This window comes from Streptomyces sp. NPDC057307, assembly GCF_042667665.1.
In the GTDB taxonomy this organism is placed as follows: Bacteria; Actinomycetota; Actinomycetes; order Streptomycetales; family Streptomycetaceae; genus Streptomyces.
On sequence record NZ_JBHUZM010000018.1, the window covers coordinates 1 to 19,104 of the forward strand.

Annotated in this window: 17 protein-coding genes; 6 read left to right on the forward strand and 11 right to left on the reverse strand. The window is 72.9% G+C overall.

Annotated features, from left to right (window positions below; translation table 11 throughout):
• Positions 1–217 precede the first annotated feature (217 nt).
• Both ACFUN8_RS09885 and ACFUN8_RS09890 read left to right on the forward strand, forming a co-directional pair.
• Positions 218–451 (forward strand): chaplin, encoded by a 234-nt coding sequence (locus ACFUN8_RS09885; RefSeq protein ID WP_383634069.1) that lies wholly within the window; start codon positions 218–220, stop codon positions 449–451.
• A gap of 184 nt (positions 452–635) precedes the next feature.
• Positions 636–1,571 (forward strand): chaplin family protein, encoded by a 936-nt coding sequence (locus ACFUN8_RS09890; RefSeq protein ID WP_383634071.1) that lies wholly within the window; start codon positions 636–638, stop codon positions 1,569–1,571.
• Between the two features lie 103 nt (positions 1,572–1,674).
• Here the strand turns inward: ACFUN8_RS09890 and ACFUN8_RS09895 are convergent, their stop codons facing one another.
• Positions 1,675–2,970 carry an FAD-dependent oxidoreductase gene (locus tag ACFUN8_RS09895; protein ID WP_383634073.1) on the reverse strand — a complete coding sequence of 432 codons (1,296 nt, stop codon included), beginning with the start codon at positions 2,968–2,970 and terminating at the stop codon, positions 1,675–1,677.
• A 59-nt stretch (positions 2,971–3,029) separates the two neighbouring features.
• Positions 3,030–4,343 (reverse strand): ATP-grasp domain-containing protein, encoded by a 1,314-nt coding sequence (locus tag ACFUN8_RS09900; protein ID WP_383634075.1) that lies wholly within the window; start codon positions 4,341–4,343, stop codon positions 3,030–3,032.
• 131 nt (positions 4,344–4,474) lie between these two features.
• On the opposite strand from ACFUN8_RS09900, the gene ACFUN8_RS09905 reads away from it, so the two are divergent.
• Positions 4,475–5,749: a glycoside hydrolase family 26 protein gene (locus ACFUN8_RS09905; RefSeq protein WP_383634077.1), complete on the forward strand. Its 1,275-nt coding sequence runs from the start codon at positions 4,475–4,477 to the stop codon at positions 5,747–5,749.
• A gap of 39 nt (positions 5,750–5,788) precedes the next feature.
• Here ACFUN8_RS09905 and ACFUN8_RS09910 read toward each other — a convergent pair whose 3' ends face one another.
• From ACFUN8_RS09910 to ACFUN8_RS09950, 9 genes are all read right to left on the reverse strand, one after another.
• Complete coding sequence (locus ACFUN8_RS09910) at positions 5,789–7,036, reverse strand: GNAT family N-acetyltransferase (RefSeq protein WP_383634079.1); 1,248 nt, start codon at positions 7,034–7,036, stop codon at positions 5,789–5,791.
• Entirely contained in the window at positions 7,036–7,704 is a 669-nt protein-coding gene (locus ACFUN8_RS09915; RefSeq protein ID WP_383634081.1) for a lipopolysaccharide biosynthesis protein, read from the reverse strand. Before ACFUN8_RS09915 ends, ACFUN8_RS09910 begins: the two co-directional genes overlap by 1 nt.
• Before the next feature lie 8 nt (positions 7,705–7,712).
• Positions 7,713–8,897: a glycosyltransferase gene (locus tag ACFUN8_RS09920; protein WP_383634083.1), complete on the reverse strand. Its 1,185-nt coding sequence runs from the start codon at positions 8,895–8,897 to the stop codon at positions 7,713–7,715.
• Complete coding sequence (locus ACFUN8_RS09925; protein WP_383634085.1) at positions 8,894–9,679, reverse strand: polysaccharide deacetylase family protein; 786 nt, start codon at positions 9,677–9,679, stop codon at positions 8,894–8,896. The genes ACFUN8_RS09920 and ACFUN8_RS09925 overlap by 4 nt, the downstream gene beginning before the upstream one ends.
• The gene (gene murJ, locus ACFUN8_RS09930; RefSeq protein WP_383634087.1) at positions 9,669–11,552 is read right to left on the reverse strand and encodes a murein biosynthesis integral membrane protein MurJ; all 1,884 of its coding nucleotides are present in this window, start codon (positions 11,550–11,552) and stop codon (positions 9,669–9,671) included. The genes ACFUN8_RS09925 and murJ overlap by 11 nt, the downstream gene beginning before the upstream one ends.
• Positions 11,549–12,934 carry an O-antigen ligase family protein gene (locus ACFUN8_RS09935; RefSeq protein ID WP_383634215.1) on the reverse strand — a complete coding sequence of 462 codons (1,386 nt, stop codon included), beginning with the start codon at positions 12,932–12,934 and terminating at the stop codon, positions 11,549–11,551. The genes murJ and ACFUN8_RS09935 overlap by 4 nt, the downstream gene beginning before the upstream one ends.
• A 97-nt stretch (positions 12,935–13,031) precedes the next feature.
• The gene (locus ACFUN8_RS09940; protein ID WP_383634089.1) at positions 13,032–14,675 is read right to left on the reverse strand and encodes a sugar transferase; all 1,644 of its coding nucleotides are present in this window, start codon (positions 14,673–14,675) and stop codon (positions 13,032–13,034) included.
• A complete protein-coding gene (locus ACFUN8_RS09945; RefSeq protein ID WP_383634091.1) occupies positions 14,672–15,865 on the reverse strand; it encodes a glycosyltransferase in 1,194 nt (397 codons plus the stop codon). The genes ACFUN8_RS09940 and ACFUN8_RS09945 overlap by 4 nt, the downstream gene beginning before the upstream one ends.
• Positions 15,866–15,958: 93 nt before the next feature.
• Positions 15,959–17,086 (reverse strand): DUF3344 domain-containing protein, encoded by a 1,128-nt coding sequence (locus ACFUN8_RS09950; RefSeq protein ID WP_383634093.1) that lies wholly within the window; start codon positions 17,084–17,086, stop codon positions 15,959–15,961.
• 229 nt (positions 17,087–17,315) lie between these two features.
• Between ACFUN8_RS09950 and ACFUN8_RS09955 the strand changes: the two genes are divergently transcribed.
• The 3 genes from ACFUN8_RS09955 to ACFUN8_RS09965 all read left to right on the forward strand — a co-directional run bounded on the left by ACFUN8_RS09955 (position 17,316) and on the right by ACFUN8_RS09965 (position 18,995).
• On the forward strand, positions 17,316–17,555 hold the full coding sequence (locus ACFUN8_RS09955; RefSeq protein WP_383634095.1) for a chaplin: 240 nt from the start codon (positions 17,316–17,318) through the stop codon (positions 17,553–17,555).
• 182 nt (positions 17,556–17,737) lie between these two features.
• The gene (locus ACFUN8_RS09960) at positions 17,738–17,977 is read left to right on the forward strand and encodes a chaplin (protein ID WP_383634097.1); all 240 of its coding nucleotides are present in this window, start codon (positions 17,738–17,740) and stop codon (positions 17,975–17,977) included.
• Positions 17,978–18,302: 325 nt separating this feature from the next.
• The gene (locus ACFUN8_RS09965) at positions 18,303–18,995 is read left to right on the forward strand and encodes a hypothetical protein (protein ID WP_383634099.1); all 693 of its coding nucleotides are present in this window, start codon (positions 18,303–18,305) and stop codon (positions 18,993–18,995) included.
• Positions 18,996–19,104: the final 109 nt, after the last annotated feature.

Sequence of the window (19,104 nt, forward strand, 5' to 3'; positions counted from 1 at the left end):
GTCTCAGTGTCATATGAACGACTCCCGCACCACTTTCACCCGAAGAAACGTCAATTCCCGTGGCGATCGAGTGAACCAACAAAGGCCATAAATCAGGGCAGTTTCCTCATAAGCGTGTACTCGTTGGAGTTCCAGCAGCGGCGGTGCGGGCTGAGAGAGCCGTGTTCGCGTGGCACGAGAGCCGCGCGCGCGACCCCGTTGCGGAAAGGGCTCAATCATGAATGCCAAGAAGGCAGCCACCATCGTCGCGGGCGTTCTCCTGTCTGTCGGTGCCGCGGCGCCGGCCATGGCCGACGCGGGCGCGGCCGGTGCCGCCGTGGGCTCCCCGGGCGTCCTGTCCGGCAATGTCGTCCAGATCCCCGTGCACATTCCCCTCAACGTGTGCGGCAACAGCATCAACGTGATCGGTCTGCTGAACCCCGCCTTCGGCAACACCTGCGTCAACGCCTGACCTTCGGACAGGCACGGACACGCACCGACACGCACCGACACGCACCGACACGCACTGAAGCGCCCTGAGGGGCGCCCCCGGGGCCGGTCCCGAGACGTACGGCGATACGCGTCTCGGGACCGGCCTCAGTCGACACCGACACACCGACGCACCGGCGACACACCGGCGATATCAGGAGAACCAGATGCGAGAACTCATCGGCAAAGGACTGCTCACCGCCGCGGCGGCGTCGAGCGTGCTGACCATGACAAGCGGTTACGCCCAGGCCACCGGCGGCGCCGCCACCGCCGCCGGGTCGCCGGGGCTGCTGTCGGGCAACAGCGTCCAGGCACCCGTCGAGGTCCCGGTCAACGTCTGCGGCAACACGGTGAACCCCGTCGGCGTGGGCAACCCCACCATGGGCAACAGCTGCGGCAACTCGTCCGGCGCGCACGCGGCGCCGCCCAGGCACCGGCCGGCCCACCACGCGCCGCCCGTCGCCCCCCGCGCCGAGCCCGCGACCCACGTCGTGCCCGCCCAGGCGCCGCCCGCCGGCCCGTCGCGGACCGGCCACGACAACGACAACGACAACGACGCCAGCTCGACGCACGGCGCCGCCAACCCCCGTGAACAGGGCGGCGGTTCCGCACCCGCGAAGGGCGGCCACCACGCCGACCACGCGGACGACGGCGGCTCGTCGGCCTCCGGCGCCGCGACCAACTCGCCGGGTCTGCTCGGGGGCAACCTCGTCCAGGCCCCGCTGGACATCCCGCTGAACGCCTGCGGCAACAGCGTCGACCTGGTCGGTCTGCTGAACCCCGCCTTCGGCAACGGCTGCGCGAACGACTCCGACGACGCCACCCCCGAAGCCCCGGTGCCGCCCGGCCCGCACGCCCCGGTCGACCCGCCGGCCCCGTCGACGCCGCCCGTGGACCGCACGATCGAGCCCCCGGCCGTGCCGGTCGCCCACGACCCGATGCTCCCGGAGCCCCCGCAGGCCGTCGAAGAGGGCGACGTCATCGACCAGTTGGCCGAGACCGGCTCGGACGCCAACCTGCTCGCCGCCGCGGCCATGAGCGCCGGCCTGCTGATCAGCGGCGGCATCCTCTACCGCCGCAGCCACGCGGCCGCACGCCGCTAGAGCCTGTCCGGGGCCTTGTCCGGTGCGTGACCTGTACGTTCCCGATCGCCGGGCGGGCCGCCCGGGGGCCCGTCCGGCGATCGGGGACACCGTCGGCCGGGTCTCAGAAGCGGTCCATCCAGTTCGTCTGCGCCGCGCCGGCCGGCAGTGTCTCGCGCGGTTCTCCCGGCCGCTCGTGCCGGGAGCCCGTTCCCAGCCGTCGGCGCACCCCGCGTACCACCCGGCCCGCCGTGTACGTCGCGCCGAACACGAAGCGCATCGACGGGCCGAACGACGGCGCGCTCAGCAGACCGGTCACGAACAGACCGGGGTGTGAGGTCTCGAAGACGCCGTCCGTCTCGGGGGCGGCGCTCGCGCCCACCGTGCGCAGGCTCCGGCGCAGCCGCTCGTCGAGCAGTCCGAGCCGGTCCAGGCCCGGGGTGAAGCCGGTGGCGGCGATGACGTGGTCGGTCGTGACGGCGTCCACGGAGCCGCGCGCGGAGACCAGGTCGAGCCGTACGCGGCCGTCGGCCGGGACGGCCGCGGCGACGCTCTCGCCGAACCGGACCTCCACCGACCGCTCGAACCGCTCCCGCAGCCACCAGGCGCCGGCCGGACCGAGCGCCGAGGTGAAGACACGGGCCCGGGTCGACGCGGGCAGCCGGCGGAAGACGCCGGGAGTCTGCGAGTAGAGCCAGTTCTTCCAGCCGCAGCCCAGGCCCGTGTGCGGGGCGCGCGCGGTCTCGCCGAAGGGGCGGTCCAGGGGCGGCGGGAGGGTGTTCCAGTTCAGCCGGTGGGACCGGGCGACCACCCGTACGGCCGTCCCCTGCTCCGCGAGGAGCGTCGCGGTCTCCAGCGCGGCCTGGCCCGCCCCGACGACCGTCACGTCCAGGCCCTTGAAGCGCGTCAGATCCGCGTGGTCGACGCTGTGCGACACCCGTTCGGGCGGGAGGGCCCGCAGCGGGCCGGGGACGTCGGTGAAGGGCCGGACGCCGACGGCCAGCACGACCGTGCGGGCGAGGAACGTCTCCCCGCGGCCCCCGCCCCCGTCGTCGGCGGTGACCTCGAAGCCGCCCCCGGCCCGGGGACGTACGGCGGTGACGGTCCGTTCCTCCACCGGCGGCGCCGCGTTGGCGGCGAACCAGAGGCCGTACGAGGCGAAGAAGCCGACCGGCAGCGGGACCCCGTGCCGGGCCTCCACCCCCTGGGCGGCCGCGTAGGCCGCCAGTCCGTACGCGCCCTTGGGGTCGGACAGGTTCGACGCCCACGGCTCCGACTTCAGGAACATGCCGGGCGGCATGCCGTCCCGCCAGGCCGCCATCGGCCGCCCGAACACCCGGGGCCGGAGGCCGGCCCCCGCCGCGTGCGAGGCGATCGACAGGCCGTACGGGCCCGCACCCACAACTACCAAGTCCTGCATGGAAGTTCGCCGCTCTCTCTGTTCTCTCGGGGTCGGACGGACGCGCGGACCGGCGTCGGTCAGCGCGGTACGGGAGGCGTGGTGCCGTCCGGGGCGCGCCGCCGCTGTCGTACGCCCGACAGGAGCGACCGCGGGGGCGCGGTACGGGGCCGGTGCCTCAGCCGGCGTACGCCGCCGCGCGCCGCGTGCCGGAGCCAGGCGGCGGTCATGGCGTACGCGGGCCACGGGTCGTCCCGCGCGAACCACGCCGTCTCCGTGCTCACCGCCCGGACCCGCCGGGGCCCGCGCGCCGGACGCCGGTCCCGGCGCCCCGCCGAGGACAGCGCGGACAGCAGCGCGTAGTTCTCGACGACGAAGGTCCGGCCGTACGCGGGCACCGGGGCCGGGACGGGCCGCCCGGTGAGGTCCAGATGCAGCGCCCGTACGACGTCCGTGCCCGACGGGTCGGTGAAGAGACGGAACTGGGCGCCGGGCCGCGGGTTGAAGTCGAGCAGGTGGTACGCGCCGGTGGCGGCGTCGAGCCGGAAGTCGAGATCGACGATGCCCCGGTACCCGAGCGCGGCGACCACCTCGCCCGCCAGCCGCTCCACGGCGGGGTTGGGCAGCCACCGGCCGACGGCCGTCATCCCGGCCCCGACCGGCCACGACCGCTCCTTGCGGCCGGTCGCGCCCATCAGGAGCGTGCCGTCACGGCCGCAGTAGCCGTGGAAGAACCAGTCGAGATCGCGCCCCACCGGCAGCAGTTCCTGGAGCAGCAGCCGGCTCCCCGCCTCCGCGCTGCGCCCGAACAGTTCCCCGGCCTCCCTCGGCGAGCGCACCACGACGGTGCTGCGCAGCCCGGAGCCCTCGGGCAGCAGCCACGGCCTGCTCCACTTCGCGACCACCGGCAGCCCGAGCGCCCACGCCGCCCGCGCGGCCTCCTCGCGGTCACCGGGCACGACCGTGCGGGGGTGCGGCAGCCCGAGCGTGCCGCAGATGGCGGCCAGCTCCCCCTTGTCGGCGACCCGCTCAGGCAGGCCTGACGGCTGTTCAGGCAGGAGATAGCGGCCGGCCAGCCGGGGCCTGAGCCGGGCGACCGTGATCGCGCTCAGATCGTCCAGGGGGACGAGGACGGCGGGGGTGCCGAGCCGCTCCGAGAGCCGCAGCAGCAGACCGTACGGCTCCTCCCCCTTCTCGGCCACCGTCACGCTCCGCAGATAGCGGGACCTGGCGACCGGGCTGCGCGGCGACTCGATCACCGCGTGCACCGTGATTCCGGCCCGGCCGAGGGATCTGACGGCGCCAAGGGTTCCGTGATGAAACGGATTCGGGTCGAGCCGCACAAGCACAGCGGGGACGCTGATGTCAAAGCTCGCCACGGTGGTGTCCTTCATTTTCGATGACCCATGCGAGGGGTGAAATTCCCGAACGGTCTAGTGAAAGGGCGGACCGGGTTCCCGATCGGCTCATTAGAAATACTTTTGGGAGCAGTGCGGTACGGAACGTCCCCTCATGAGGAGCACATATGTCCTATCGACGTCGACGGCTGATCAGCACCTGGCTGGGTGTCATCACGGCCGGCCTCCTCGCTTCAGGTTCCGTGCTGCCGATGGCGAGTTACGCCGCCGGTCCCGACGCACCCGGAAGTCCCGAACCACCGGAAGTGGTTTCACCGGCGGTCGGCGCGTACCTCGACTACGGTCCCGAGGGCGTCCGCCGTATCGCCGGTATGCAGAAGTGGCTCGGCGGTACGGAACTCCGGGTCGGGCACACGTACCTCCCGGGGGACGTGTGGTCCAACATCGAGGGCAGCCCGAGCTTCGTGCGGGACTGGGCCGAGTGGAAGAAGGCCCGCGCCGACCGCGTCTTCGTGCTCAACGTCCCCATGCTCGAACGCAACGAGGGCCGGGTCCCCGACCAGGTCGTACGCAAGGAGCTGCGCCGGGGCGCGCGGGGCGACTACGACCGGCACTTCGAGGTCCTGGGCCGGCGGCTGGTCTCGCTCGGTGTGCCGGACACGGTCGTCGTGCTGGGCTGGGAGATGAACGGCACCACGTACACCCATCGCTGCGGTCCCGACCCGCAGGCGTGGAAGGCGTACTGGAAGCGGATCGTCGGAGCCATGCGGGCCGTGCCCGGCCAGGAATTCCGTTTCGATTTCGCTCCGAACCGCGGAAAGGACGCCATTGCCTGGACCGAGTGCTATCCGGGCGACGACGTCGTGGACATCGTGGGAATGGACTCCTACGACCAGCCGCCGGGACGGACGTTCGACGAGCAGGTGAATGAGCCGTACGGACTCCGTAAGCATGTGGAGTTCGCCGCTGAACATGGAAAGGTTATCTCCTATCCGGAGTGGGGCCTCTTCCGCAACGGTGACAACCCCGCGTACATGCGCGGCATGCTCAAGTGGATCGAAGAGCACCGGCCGATGTATCACACGCTCACGGATTACTGCCCGCACGGTGTCTGGCAGTGCGCCGAGAATCCGCGGTCCTCGAAGGTGTTCCGTTCCGCGCTGTACGGGCTGAAGCCGGAGCCGAAGCCCGAACCCGAGCCGAGCGTCCCGCCGGTCACGGAACCGAGCACGCCGCCGGTCACGCCCGTCCCGGAGCCGAGCGTCCCGCCGGTCACCGGGCCGAGCACGCCGCCGGTCACGCCGGTGCCCGAGCCCAGCACCCCGGCGAAGCCCGAGGCGCCCTCGAACTGCAAGGCGCTGACCCTGAGTTCGTGGATCGAGGCCCTGCTCGGGAAGAAGGTCTGCCTCCGCTTCGGCGGCTGGGAGCGCTGGCTTTCCTGACCGGTCGTCATCGCGGCGGCGGCGAGGGCCTGTCCCGGGTCATGTCCCGGGCCGTCCCTTGCCGTCGCCGCGGCGCGTCCGCCTCGCCAGGCCCGCCTTCATCGCCGGCAGCCGCTCGTTGACCAGGACGGCGGCCCGGCCGCGCGCGGCGGCGCGGGCGGCGACCAGCCGGAGCGACGGGGCCAGCAGAGCGCGTGCCAGCAGCAGCCGTTGGTTGCAGACGGTCTCCGGGCGCCAGTGGTGCTTGTACGGCTCGTTGCCGCGCAGCATGCTCAGCGTCGTACACCCACCGACTCCACCGGCCCCGCCGGCCCCGCCGCCGCTGATCCGCCGGGCGCTCTCCCGCAGCAGCATGGTCGCGACGTCGACCTTGCGGTCGCGCAGCATCGGGTCGGCGCCGTACAGATAGCCGCCCGCGAGCCGCGGTGACATCAGGGTGAGGTCGGCGGCCACCACCTCGCCCGCGAGCCGGAACTCGGTGACCATCGCGTCGCCGCACTCGACCATGGACCGGGCCGACCGGGTCAGATGCTCCGCGAAGCGCGCGCTGAGGTGCTCGGGGGTGACGCCGCGCCCCTGCCACTGGAGCCGGTGCAGTTGGAGGAGCCGTGCGACGGCGGTCGGGACCTCGTCCACGGGTACGACGCGTTCCTCGATGCCGAGGGAGTCGATCTTGCGGATCTTGGCCCTGGCGCGCTGGGCGCGGGACGACGGGAGACGGCCGAGCAGTTCGTCCATGGGGACGGCGGGCAGTTCGAGACAGAGCGAGTCCACCAGCCGGTCGCGGGCGCCGTCCCAGCAGTCGTAGACGCGTTCGGCGGCGGCTCCGGGCCGTACCTCTCGGAGGTCGATGACGGCGGTGCGCGCGGCGGTGGCGAGCGCCTTCGCGAGGGCCTGGGCCGCGCTGTCGGCGCAGTCGTCGTCGAGCAGGACGTCGGAGAAGTCGGAGATGGAGCCGCCGAGTTGGACCAGGACGGGGAACGGCCGGTGGACCAGCGTCAGCGGGGCCGCCGCGACGAGGGTGCCACCACGGCGTACGAGGACGACACGGAGCCGGCCGGGCGTGCCGTACGACAGCCACCAGGAGTGCAGCCAGGCGTGGCTCTGGAAGGGGGTGGCCGTGGCGCAGCGTCGGTGGAGCGCGGTCCACTCGGCCGCGAGCGCGCCGAACCGGTCGGGGTCCCGGCAGATCTCGGAGGTCAGGGCGGTGAAGGTGCCTCTGCCGACGGGCGCGACCGGGGCCGTGCCCGTACGCACAAGGCGCCTGGTGGTCGATTCCGTTGCCATCACACGCTTTCTGTCTGCGGCACGGGTGCCGTCGATGGACCGGGGACCGACGCGTGCGCCTCGGCGGCCCGCCGGCGCTTCGGACGGACCAGCAGTCCGAGTCCGCCGAGCAGTCCGCCGGCGGCGGCGCCGACGAGCGCGGCCAGCGGCGCCGACGGTGACACGGGGCTGGTGGGCTTGACCGCGCGGGAGAACTGGACCACCCGGACGTTCGTACTGCCCTGCATCTGCGTGCCGTTGAGGACCAGCGAGCGCGCGACGCCGTCCGCCATGCTGACGGCCGCCTGCCGGCCGCTCGACGTGGCGGTCACGGAGATCATCGGGGCGTCCGGCGAGGTGACGGTGGTGACGTTCTCCTTGAGGACCTTCGAGGAGACCCCGGCCCACACCTGGGCGTCGCCGACGGCGGCGACCTGGGAGGCGACCCGCCCGTACGCCTGCGCGAAGCCGAGGGCCGCGGCCGGGTCGGCCTTGTCGGTCGGTACGACCAGTACGTAGCTGGTGGCGGAGTACTGCGGCGTACGGAGCATGCCGTACCCACCGCCCGCGAGCGCCCCGATCAGGACGCCGACCGGCACGATCCACCAGACGGGCAGGGCCCTGATCCTCGACAGGACGCGGCCGGGCCGGGCGCCCGCGCGGCGCCCGCCGCTCTCGTTCTCGGTCATCGTCGAACTCACTCCTCGGGGGTGGCCGGGCGGCGGACGGGGCGCCCGGAGGAGCCGCCGTTCCGGCGCAGGGCGTGGTCGTAGACGGACATCAGCTGTTCGGCACTGCGGGAGATGTCGTAGTGGCGGGCGGCCGGCGGTACCGGCAGCCGGTGGGAGCCGTCGCCCATGAACCGCCCCTGGTACGTGGCCAGTTCGGCGACAAGGTCCGTGACCGTCCCGCCGATCTGGCGCGCTCCGGGTGCCGCGTCGGCGGGCAGGTCGGTGAGGGCGGGGCAGGTGACGTGCAGGACGGGCAGCCCGGCGGCCAGGCCCTCGACCACGGCGAGCCCGAAAGCCTCTTCCTCGGAGGTGGACACGAAGAGGTCCATGGCGGCGAGAAGTGACGGCAGGTCAGGTCCGTTGTCGGTGCCGGGATTCGGTGGCGGGTCCTCGCACGCGCCGTGCAGCAGTACGCGGTCGGCGGCCCCCGACTCCGTTGCCAGGGAGCGCAGTCGGTCGCGCTCCGGACCTTCGCCGACCAGCAGGAGGCGGGCGGCGGGCAGGGCGGCGACGGCCCTGACGAGGGTGTCGAAACGTTTGCCCGTACTGAGCCTGCCGACGCCGCCGACGACGAACGCGTCCGCGGGCAGGCCGAGTTCGGCCCGCGCCTTCTGCCGGGCCGTCTCGTCGTAGGCGAAGCGCGGCACGTCGATGCCGTTGGGTACGACGTGGATACGGTCGCGGCGTACGCCCCAGCGGCGCAGCCGGTGCGCGACGGTCGTCGAGACGGCGACGGTCGCCGTGCCGAGGCGTTCGCTGCCGAGGTAGAGGGCGCGGGCGCCCGCGGTCAGCGGGCGGCCCTCGATCTGGTGGGCGCCGAGCGAGTGCTCGGTCGCGACGACGGTGCGCACGCCCGCGAGGCGCGCGGCGAGGCGTCCGTACACACAGGCCCGGTAGAGGTGCGTGTGGACCAGGTCGTAACGGCCGTCCCTGATCAGCCGCGTGAGCCGGGGCAGCGCGCCGAGGTCCCGGTTGCCTCTTATGCCGAGGTCCGTGACGGGGAAGCCGTCGGCGGTGATGCCTCGTGCGACGGCGCCCGGGTTGGTGAGCGTGACGACGGCGCTGTCGGTGGGCAACTGGCGCAGCAGAAGGCGTAGTTGCTGTTCGGCGCCGCCGATGCCGAGGCCGGTGATGACATGGAGCACCTTCACGAGGCGCCGCCGTCGCGCACGGTGGTCCCGACGGCCCGGGCGCCGGAGTACGCGTCGTACGGGACCGGCTCGCGGCGCCGGCCGTGCAGCGCGCGCTTGAGGAACAGCCGGGGCGCGGTGTCCTCCTGGCCGATGTGGACACGCGGCAGGGCGAACAGACCGGTGAGCGGGCCGGGGCTGATGCCGACCGCGTACCGGTAACCGGCGTCCCGTACGGCGGTGACGGCGCGCTCGTCGACCGTGCCGTACGGATAGCAGAACCCGGTCACCTCCTTACGGACGATCGCGCTCAGCGCCTCCCGGCTGCCGCGCGTCTCCTCGTCCAGCAGGGCGTCGTCGGCCTCGGTGAGATCGGTGTGGCGCAGCCCGTGCGAGCCGACCTCCATGCCCGCCGCCGCTGCCTCGCGGATGCCGTCCTCGTCGAGGAGGGGCTTGCGCGGGCCGAGGCTGTCCCATGCGTTGGTGCCGCCGAGGCGGCCGGGGAGCACATAGACGGTGGCGGTGAACTCGTACCGGTGCAGCAGCGGCACCGCGTTCGTGAGGAAGTCGGCGTAACCGTCGTCGAACGTCAGCCCGACGAGTCCGGCGCCGCGGCCCTCCGCGCGGGCGACGAGCAGTCGCTCCATGCTGACGCCGGTGAGCCCGCGGCGGCGCATCCAGCGCAGCTGTCGGTCGAGCCGGTCGGGGGAGACCGTCACACGGTAGGGGTCGTCGGTCGGGTCGGTGATCGAGTGGTACATGGCTGCCCACAGGGGGCCTGCGGAGACCGTGTCAGCGGACATCGATGAGCTTTCGTGTGGCGGAGCGGACAAGGGAGTTGATCTCGGGTGCCTGCAGGGCGCGGGCGATGACGAGGAACACGGCGGCGACCACCAGGCAGGCGACGGCCGCCGCCGGCACGGGTGCCGGGATGAGGGCGCCGCAGAGCCATCCGGCGCCGGTGGCGGCAGCGGCGGCGGCGCTGAGTTTGACGAGCCCTCCGGTCATGTGGCGGACGCGCACGGGGACGCTGTGCCGGGCGACGCCGTGCAGCAGCAGTACGGCCGTGACGGTGATGCCCAGCGCGTTGCCCGCCGCGATGCCGAGGACGCCCCAGGCGCCGACGAGCAGTGCGCCGCCCGCCGTGGTGAGGGCGAGGCCGACGAGCATGGCGAGCGCCGGGAACCACAGGGGGCGGGCCGCGGAGAAGTAGCAGCGGACAAGGGCACCGACGAGGGTGTGGCCGAGCAGCCCCAGTGCGTACACACGCATCACGGCGGCGGTGGCCGCCGTGTCCGCCCGGTCGAAAGCACCGCGCTGGAAGAGGATTTCGATGATCTGCGGGGCGCACGCGATGACAGTCGCGGCGCCCACCAGCACGATGACACCGGCGAGGGCGAGGTCACGCTCGACGCGCCGCCTGGCCCGGTCGGTGTCCCCGGCCGCCATGGCGCGCGCGACGACCGGGAAGGTGACCGTGCAGAGCATCAGGGACAGGACCATCGGCATCTGCGCGACCTTCTGCGCGTAGTTGAGATGCGAGATGGCGCCGGCGGGCAGAGGGGCGGCGAGGAAGCGTTCGATGAGGACCTGGGACTGGCGGGTGAGGGCGAAGACGATGACGGGGGCGAGGAGCCCGAGGGCGACGAGCGGCCGGGCGGCGCCGCCGGGCTGTTCACCGGGCGGGTCGTGTGCCGGGGGCTGCTCCTGCTGTTCCCGCTCCTTTTCCTGCTGCTCCCGCTCCTGCTCCTGGACTGCCGTCGCGCGGCGCTCGCGCAGCCGGCGCAGGACGACCGGCGCCTGGACGAGGACCATGAGCACCCCGCCGACGGCGACCCCGGCGGCCGCCGCCCGCACCCCGAGCCGGTCGCTGAGGATCAGCATCGTGGCGATGATGCCGATGTTGTACGCGACGTAGATCATCGCGGGCGGTACGAAGCTGCCGTGCGCCCGCAGCGCGGCGCTGCAGTACCCGGCGATGCCGAAGCTGAAGGCGCAGGTGGCCGTCAACCGGGTGCAGTCGACGGCCAGTTGGGTGTCGGGGAGGCCGGGGGCCAGCAGGGCGACCACCCAGGGCGCCGCCAGCATCAGCAGGACGGCGCCCGCGCTGAGCGCGAGCAGCAGACTCGGCAGGGTCGTACGCAGCAGGGCGTGCACGGGGTCGCGGTCGCGCGCCGACCCGCTGTCGGGCGGCAGGTCTTCGAGGAGTGGGCCCTGCGCGGCCCGGCGGGCGAGCGCGAGGCTGAAGGCGGGGACGAGGATGAGCGCCATCGCGTCCTCGATGAGCAGCGTCGACGCGACTTCGGGAACGGTCCAGGCGACGAGGAACGCGTCGGTGCCGGGGCCGGCGCCGTAGAGATGGGCGATGGTCTGGTCGCGTACGAGACCGAGCACCGCGCCGGCGGCGGTGAGGAGGGCGGTGACCAGCGCTGCGCGGGCGAGGAAGCGGTTGGAGAGATAGGCACCGCGACCGCTGTCCGGATCGGCCGTCGGGGCGGCGGCCTTCGTGTCGGGCGGCGGCGGCCCGGCGGGCGGTGACGCCGGGGCGGGGGCGGGCGTAGGCGCGGATACGGACGCGGGCGGCGGGCGGCGGCCGGGGACGGCGGGCTCGGTCGCCCGGCCGGGCTCGGCGGGCGGCGACTGGGTCGCGCCGGTCAGATCGGTCAGATCGGTCATGCCGCACCGGCCCCCGACTCGACGCCTCCGCGCGCGACGTGACCGGCGGCCGCGCCGGACGCGCCGCCACCGTCTCCCCCGGCCTCGGCCCGCCGGTCGAGCGCCCACCACGCGGCGAGGCCGAGCACGACGGCGGTCAGCACCGTGGAGGGCCCGCCGATGTCCGCGTAACCGAAGTCCACCAGCTGCCAGATCAGCAGTCCGGCGCCGACGAGCGCGCAGTCGACGCCCGTACGTCCGCGCCGCGCGCCGGGCAGTCGCCGCAGTGCCAGGACGAGCAGCGCCGCCCAGCTCCCGGCCAGTGCGAGCAGGCCGACGAGCCCCTGTTCGCTGAGGATCAGCAGATACATGTTGTGCGGCGAGAGCAGCGGCTGGCGCTGGAAGCCCATCCCCGCGCCGGCCGTGTCGCTGCCCGACGACAGCGCGATCGAGGAGTGGCTGTCGCGGTAGGCGGGGAAGCCCTTCAGCCCGACGCCGGTGACGGGGTCGGTGCGCCACATCCCGGCCGCCGCCGCCCACATCGTGTACCGGTCGGTGACCGACCGGTCGGGCGCCTCGGTGACTTCGGTGATGCTGCCGAGCCGGTCGGAGACCAGCTGGGAGCCGATGCCGAGTCCGCCGACGAGTACGACGCCGAGCGCCGCCGCCACGAGCGCGACGCGGGCCGCGCGGCGCAGCCCGGAGAGCGCGAGTTGCAGGGTGACGGCCACGACCGTGGCGATCCACGCGCCCCGGCTGAAGGAGAGCACGAGCGGCAGGAACAGCAGCGCGGCGCAGCCGAGCGCGGCGGCGCGCTGTCCGCGCGGGACGTCCCGCCGGCCCGCCGGTCCCGTCCCCGCGCCCAGGGCCAGACCGACGGCGGCGACCAGGCCGTACGAGACGACGGTGGCCATGCCCATGACGTCGGTGGGGCCGAACGTCCCGACCGCGCGGACGTCTTCACCCATGTACGAGGCGCCGGTGCCGGTCAGGTACTGGACGACGCCGATGAGTCCCTGCACCAGCGCGAGGGCCACCATCGACCAGGCGACGAGCCGGAAGTCCCGGCGGTTCCTGATGAGCAGCAGCAGCGCGCCGGGCACCAGCACGAAGATCTGGAGGTAGCGCGCCACGCCCGGCAGGCTGGACGCGGGGTCGTACGACGTGATCGCGGCGGCGCACACCCCGAACACCGGAAGTCCCAGGACCAGCGCGGTCGTTCGGGTCAGCGGCCGGGCGCGGTCGCGCAGCGCCCGTAGGAGACAGAAGACGACCAGCAGCGCGGACGCGGCGTCGGCGACCGTCCCGGAACCGGCCGACCCGTCCCCGGAGGGGCCCGTCACCGGGACGGCGAGGAGCGCCACGACCGCCAGGACGGGCAGCAGCGGCGCGTCCCGGCGCAGCGCGTCGCGCCAGTCCCGTGGGACGGACGCGGTGGCCGGGAGGGGGTCGGACTCGGTGCGGGGGGCCAGGAGCAGCGCGCCTCGGGCGTCGGCCACGTCAGCTCCCCGCCGGGCGGACGAGCGAGAGTGCGGTTCGGATGATGATGCACACGTCCTGCCACAACGACCAGTGGTCGATGTAGTGGTTGTCGAATCGGGAGCGGTCCTCGATGGAGGTGTCCCCACGCAGCCCGTGGACCTGCGCGAGGCCGGTGATACCGACGGGCATCCGGTGGCGGGCCGCGTAACCGGGGTGCGTCTTGCTGAAGTTGGCGACGAAGAAGGGGCGTTCGGGGCGGGGTCCGACGAGGCTCATGTCGCCGCGCAGGACGTTCCAGATCTGGGGCAGCTCGTCCATCGACGTACGGCGCAGGAGATGGCCGACCAGGCTCATCCGCCGGTCGTTGGCGACCGACCAGCGGGTGGCGGCCTCGTGGTCGTCGGCGGGGCGCAGGGTGCGGAACTTCAGCAGGGTGAAGGGGCGGCCGTGCTGCCCGACGCGTTCCTGACGGAACAGCACTCCGGGGCCGTCGAGGAGTCGTACGGCGAGCGCGCAGGTCAGCAGCACCGGTGAGATCGCGAGCAGGACGGGGGCCGCGACGGTGATGTCGAGCAGGCGCTTGGCGAGGGTGCCGCGGCGTGCGGTGGGCGGGTCGACACGGCGGCAGGTGAAGCCCCAGACGTGCTGCGACATTCCGCCGCGACCGCCGGCGCCGTAGCCGCCGCCGACGAACCAGGTGGCGCAGCCGTACTCGTGGAAGAGCGCGACGAGCCCGGACCTGTCGGCCCCGGCGCCTGCCGTACTTCTCGTGGCGTCGACGAACACCGCCTGCTGGACGCCGTTCTGGATGACGGCGCGGTGGATCTCCTCGATGGTGGTCAGCACGGGGAGCGCCGGAGCGAGCTGGTCCGCGTCCACGTCGGCGTCCGGGTCGGATGGCGGCCCGTCGCCGCGTACGGGGGCGACGATCCCGACGGGCCGCAGGCCGTACTCGGGGTGCCGGGCCAGCAGCGCGGCGAGCCGTCGGCCCGCCGGCCCCGTGCCGACGACGAGCGCGGAACTCAGCCGGTTCCGCGCCGTGCGCCGCCGGTGTCCGTGGACGACGGCCCGGCAGCAGCAGACGGCCAGCAACTGCGCGCCGCTGCCGGCCAGCAGGGCGGTGAGGTCCAGCGCGTGCGCGGGAAGGAGCGCGGCCAACACCGCACCGGCGGCGCACCACGCGACGAGGACGCGCGCGGCCAGCGCGGGGAGTTCGTCCAGGGCGGTGCGCGGCCCCGACGGGCGGTAGAGACCGGCGTACGCGTTGAGGACGGTGACGCACACCACGAGCTGTGCGATCAGCACCGTGTGGCGCTGTTCGGAGCCGAGTACGACGGTGCTCAGCAGGGCGGCCGCCCAGTCGGCGGCGATGAGCGGCAGCGCGAAACGCAGGGGCGCGGCCGTACGGCGGCGGGGCGGCAGCGCGAGACGGTCGGTCGCCTCGCGCTGGGGTGCGATCGAGACGAACCCGAGGGACGGCTGTCCGGTGGCGGTGACGGTCGCCGGACCGAGCGCGCCGAGTGCGCCGGGGGCGTGAGGGGCGTGGGGGCCGCCGGGGGCGTGGCTTCTCGAGCCCCGGCCTCGCGGCCCGGCGCCCGCGGCCGGGTGCCCTGTCGGTCCGCGCCCCGACGGTGCGGGGACGCTGGTGCTTTCCGTGGTCACTGAGCGATCGGCTCCCTGCGCTCGGAGCGCGGCACGGCGGCCACGTCGCGGTACACGTCCGCGACGGCCCTCGCGGTCTGCCGCACGTCATAGGTGCTGAGTACGTGCTCGTGGCCCTGGCGGCCGAAGGTCTCGCGCAGGGGCCGGTCGCGCAGCAGCGCGGTGATCGCGGTGGCCGTCGCGGCGTGGTCCTCGGGCGGGGTCAGACAGTGCTCCCGCTGGCCGGGCGGCAGGCTCTCGCGCGCCCCGTCCACGTCGCTGAGCAGTACGGCGCGCCCGCTGGCCATGGCTTCGAGCGGCGAGACCGCCATGCCCTCCCAGCGGGACGGCAGTACGACGAGATCCGCGGCCCGGTACCAGGGCGCGGTGTCGCGTACGGCTCCGGTGAAGAGCACCGACGGCGGGGCGCTCGCGTGCAGCCGCTCGGCGTCGGGGCCGTCGCCGACGAGTACGAGACGGGCCAGGGGCACTTCTTTCAGGACCAGCGGCCAGGCCCGGAGCAGGATGTCCTGGCCCTTCTGCCGGCAGAGCCGGCCCACGCACACGACGAGGGGCGTGTCGGGCGGGAGTTCGGCCAGCCGGGGCAGCGCGGCGCGGGCGGGTCCGGTCGGGGCGAGTCCGTCGGCGGTGTCCGCCGGACGGAAGCGGTCGGCGTCGACGCCGTTGTGGACGACGGCCCAGGGCGCCCGTACCCCGGCGCGCTCGCCGCGGTCGCGCTCGGCCTCGCTCACGCAGACGACGCGGGCGGTCCAGCGGGCGGCCAGGCGTTCCCAGCCGCGGGCGAGAACCGCCGTCGTACCGCTGACGGCCTCGAACGACCAGGCGTGCGGCTGGAACACGGTCGGGACGCGTCCCCGTACGGCCAGGCGTCCGGCGAAGCCGGCCTTCGCGCTGTGCGCGTGCAGCACGTCGGGCCGGATCCGCCCGGCCAGTTCGGCGACCCGCCGGATCTCGGCGGGCAGTCCGAGGCCGGGGTCGCGGGTCGCGTGCCAGACCTCGGTCTCGGCGCCCAGCGCGGCCACGTCGGCCATGAGCGGTCCGTGGTCGGGGCAGGCGACGACGACCCGCATTCCGGCGGCGACCTGCGCGCGTACGAGATCGGCGACGACCCGGCCCACTCCTCCGTCGACGGGCTGGACGAGATGGAGAACGGTGAAGCCGGGACCCGGACTGTGCCTTGGTGACCGCACGCGCAACTCACTCCACTCGTGGTCTCTGGTGTCGTGGATCGGACAATCCGTTAAACCCGGAAGCGCCGCTGAAGCGCCGCCGAGTGAGCCGGCTCAGCGCCGCGCGTCCACCGCTACGAAAAACGCGCCGAGCCAGATCGAGTCGCGCCCGGTCCGGAAACTTACGTTCATAGTGTCGCCTCCCGGGACGAGCGCTTCACGCAACTCGAAGACATCGGAGTCATATCCAAGAGTGTTCTTGTAAGCGGGTAGTCGTTTAATCTGATTGGATCCGTCATCAGCAATACTTGAATTCATCACATCGGAGGCCGGATTCGCGCGGTCGCCGATCGAACGCGCCTTCCCGCGTCCCGTCCCGACGGTCAGCGAATCGCCGTCCGTACCGGAGTCCCCGTCGTAGGAGACGATCCCGATGGAGCCCGTACCGCGAGCCGGCGTCGGCAGCTTCCCGAGGTCGGCCCGCAGTTCCCGGTGCCGGTCGTCGAGCGCCTCGAAGCCGTCCCAGACCACCAGATGACGCAGCGGGTCCTCGGGCCGCTCGTACGCGACGACCATCGTCCAGCCACCCCACGCGCCCGCCGCCGTCCTCCCCATCGCGACGTTGATCTGCGCCACCGTGTACATGCCCGAACCCGCCGACCGGACCAGCGGCGTGATGTCGGCCGACGCCTGGTAGGCATCGGCGCCACCGGCCGTACGGTGGCCGACCAGCGTGTCGGACAGGACTTCCTTGTACGCGCCACCGGGCTCGGCGATCAGTACGCGGCCGTTGTCCTCCGGCGGCTTCTGCTCACCGACGCGCAGGTTTCCGCCCCAGTAGAGCCGGGCGTAACTCACCTTGGCGCCGGCCGGTACGCGCAGTTCACCCCGGGTCGAGTTGTAGGTGTTCGGGTCCTTGTCGAGGTCCGTGTAGAACATGTCGTACTGATCGTTGGACGCCGTGACGCTGTCCCGCGCGACCCGGCAGGCGTCGGCGTCGGCGGGACTGACGGGGGTGAACACGCCCGTGGTACGGCAGGTGATGGCCGAATTGGCCGCCCGGACGATCCCACCGTGCTGCACGGCGTGATAGCGCTCGCCGAACGGAATTCGACTGCCCTCTTCGGTGGGCGCGGCCGACGAGACCGAGGTCGGAGCCATCGCCACCGCGGACACTGTCGCCGTCGCCGTCACGGCGAACAGGAGACCGCGCCTTACAGCATGAACCGCGCTATCGCGCATGGAGACTCTCCGACCCGAAGAATGAATCGACAGTGCACCCTTACAGAGCGCGGACTGAAAATCACGTGAGACGCGCGGACCGTACCAAAGCACGGTCGCTTTCCCGGAATCTGGCCGTTCCCAAACCCCTTCCCACGGCCTTTCGAACTCTTCGGGGGATCCGGCGTTTCCCGAACGGCCGCCGGTCGTTGAGCCTGTCGCACCATTGGTAAATCGAAAGGATATGGTGATGAAGCGAGTCGCTAAGTCCGTCGTCCTGGCATCGTCGAGTGCCGCCCTTCTCCTCGCCGGTGCCGGCATGGCTTCCGCCAGCGCCGGTGCCGAGGGTGTCGCGGCCAACTCCCCGGGCGTCCTCTCCGGCAATGTGGTCCAGATCCCGGTCCACGTGCCGATCAACCTCTGCGGCAACACGGTGAACGTCGTCGGCCTGCTCAACCCGGCCTTCGGCAACACCTGCGTCAACGCCTGACCTCTGAAGAGGCTCCCCGAGCGCTGCTTCAGGCACGGCCGGGTCCGACAGCACCGCTGTCGGACCCGGAACCGTTTCTTCACTCATTCGGACCGCAACCGATCAGCACGCCCCGCGTTGATCGGTAAGTCGGGCAACTGCGCCCGTAACGCCATTCCCTTAAGACCGAGGAGCTCATCCCCATGTCGCGTATCGCCAAGGCTGTTGTTCTGTCCTCCGCGGCTGCCGCCGCCGTCGTCGGCGCCTCCGGTGCCGCCATTGCCGACAGTGGCGCCCAGGGCGCGGCTGTCGGTTCCCCGGGTGTCATCTCCGGCAACGCCGTCCAGGTCCCCGTGCACGTGCCCGTGAACGTCTGCGGCAACACCATCGACGTCATCGGCCTGCTCAACCCGGCCTTCGGCAACACCTGCGTCAACGCCTGACTCCGACAGCAGTCAGTCCTGCCGTCACCCACGGCAAGAGCCGCTCTCCGCACCGGGTACTCCGGGGGAGGGCGGCTCTTCCGTTGCGCCCCACCGCACTCCGCTGTGCGACGGCCTCCGCTGTACGAGGGCGGGGTCCGGCCACCCTTTCGGCGGCGACACGCGTCCCGGACGGGTGAGAATCCCCGGCCGCCCGGCCCAGGTCAGCGGGGGCGAAGCGGCCGATTGGCGGACACCGGGCGGCGCTCCCGAACGGTTGCGGGCCACGGCCCCGCGACCCACGGTGAAGACGAAACCCCCCGACGTGTCCTGAAAGGACCTTTTCATGCGTTCCCTCGTCTCTTCCCGCGCCGCAGCCGCCGCCGTCTGCGCCGCACTCGTCCTCGGCACCGCCGGCACCGCCGTCGCCACCACCGCCCACGAGACCCCGGCCGGTGTCGGTGCCGACGTGGCCCGCGCCCCGATCGCCGACGCCGAGGCCCTCAAGCAGCAGACGCAGACGCTGACTTCGCTGTCCGGCGCCATCACGCCGGTCACCGAGCTGCTCACGGCCGTCCTCGAGGCGGACAACGGCCAGATCGCCGCCGCGGACGTCCAGAAGCACCAGGCGGCCATCAAGAAGGCGCTGGACGCGGTGAAGAACACCGCGCAGGCCAACCCCGCCAAGCCGGCCGACCCCGCGGGCAACGCGGGCAACGCCAACCCGGTGAACGCCGTGGGCGCCGACCACAAGGCCCCGGCCGCGGCCGACGTGACGGCCCAGGCCGTCGCCTCCGTACAGAAGGCGACGGACGCGCTGCTCAAGGCGACGACCACGAAGGACGCGACCGCCGTCGCCACCCAGTCGAAGGCCGTCGTGACGTCGCTGGTCAACCTGACCACCACGGTCGTCATGAACGGCAGCCTGCCGGCCCCGAACCTGCCGGGCCTGCCCGAGCTGCCGAAGCTGCCGGGCGCCGAGGCTCCCGCGCCGGCTCCGGAGCTGCCGGGCGTGCCGTCGACGCCGAAGCTCCCGTAACACCGCGTACGCCGCAACGGCCGTACGGACCTCGTCAACACGGGGCCCGTACGGCCGTTCGTCGTGTCCGGCACGCTCGGAGATCGTTACTGAGGACGAGGTCAGTAAG

Coding starts and splice junctions, on each gene's coding strand:
- ACFUN8_RS09950 (WP_383634093.1), bottom strand. CDS start 17,086: ATGCGCGATAGCGCGGTTCATGCTGTAAGGCGCGGTCTCCTGTTCGCC.
- ACFUN8_RS09900 (WP_383634075.1), bottom strand. CDS start 4,343: ATGAAGGACACCACCGTGGCGAGCTTTGACATCAGCGTCCCCGCTGTG.
- ACFUN8_RS09915 (WP_383634081.1), bottom strand. CDS start 7,704: ATGACCGAGAACGAGAGCGGCGGGCGCCGCGCGGGCGCCCGGCCCGGC.
- ACFUN8_RS09890 (WP_383634071.1), top strand. CDS start 636: ATGCGAGAACTCATCGGCAAAGGACTGCTCACCGCCGCGGCGGCGTCG.
- ACFUN8_RS09905 (WP_383634077.1), top strand. CDS start 4,475: ATGTCCTATCGACGTCGACGGCTGATCAGCACCTGGCTGGGTGTCATC.
- ACFUN8_RS09925 (WP_383634085.1), bottom strand. CDS start 9,679: ATGTCCGCTGACACGGTCTCCGCAGGCCCCCTGTGGGCAGCCATGTAC.
- ACFUN8_RS09895 (WP_383634073.1), bottom strand. CDS start 2,970: ATGCAGGACTTGGTAGTTGTGGGTGCGGGCCCGTACGGCCTGTCGATC.
- ACFUN8_RS09965 (WP_383634099.1), top strand. CDS start 18,303: ATGCGTTCCCTCGTCTCTTCCCGCGCCGCAGCCGCCGCCGTCTGCGCC.
- ACFUN8_RS09910 (WP_383634079.1), bottom strand. CDS start 7,036: ATGGCAACGGAATCGACCACCAGGCGCCTTGTGCGTACGGGCACGGCC.
- ACFUN8_RS09885 (WP_383634069.1), top strand. CDS start 218: ATGAATGCCAAGAAGGCAGCCACCATCGTCGCGGGCGTTCTCCTGTCT.
- murJ (WP_383634087.1), bottom strand. CDS start 11,552: ATGACCGATCTGACCGATCTGACCGGCGCGACCCAGTCGCCGCCCGCC.
- ACFUN8_RS09955 (WP_383634095.1), top strand. CDS start 17,316: ATGAAGCGAGTCGCTAAGTCCGTCGTCCTGGCATCGTCGAGTGCCGCC.
- ACFUN8_RS09960 (WP_383634097.1), top strand. CDS start 17,738: ATGTCGCGTATCGCCAAGGCTGTTGTTCTGTCCTCCGCGGCTGCCGCC.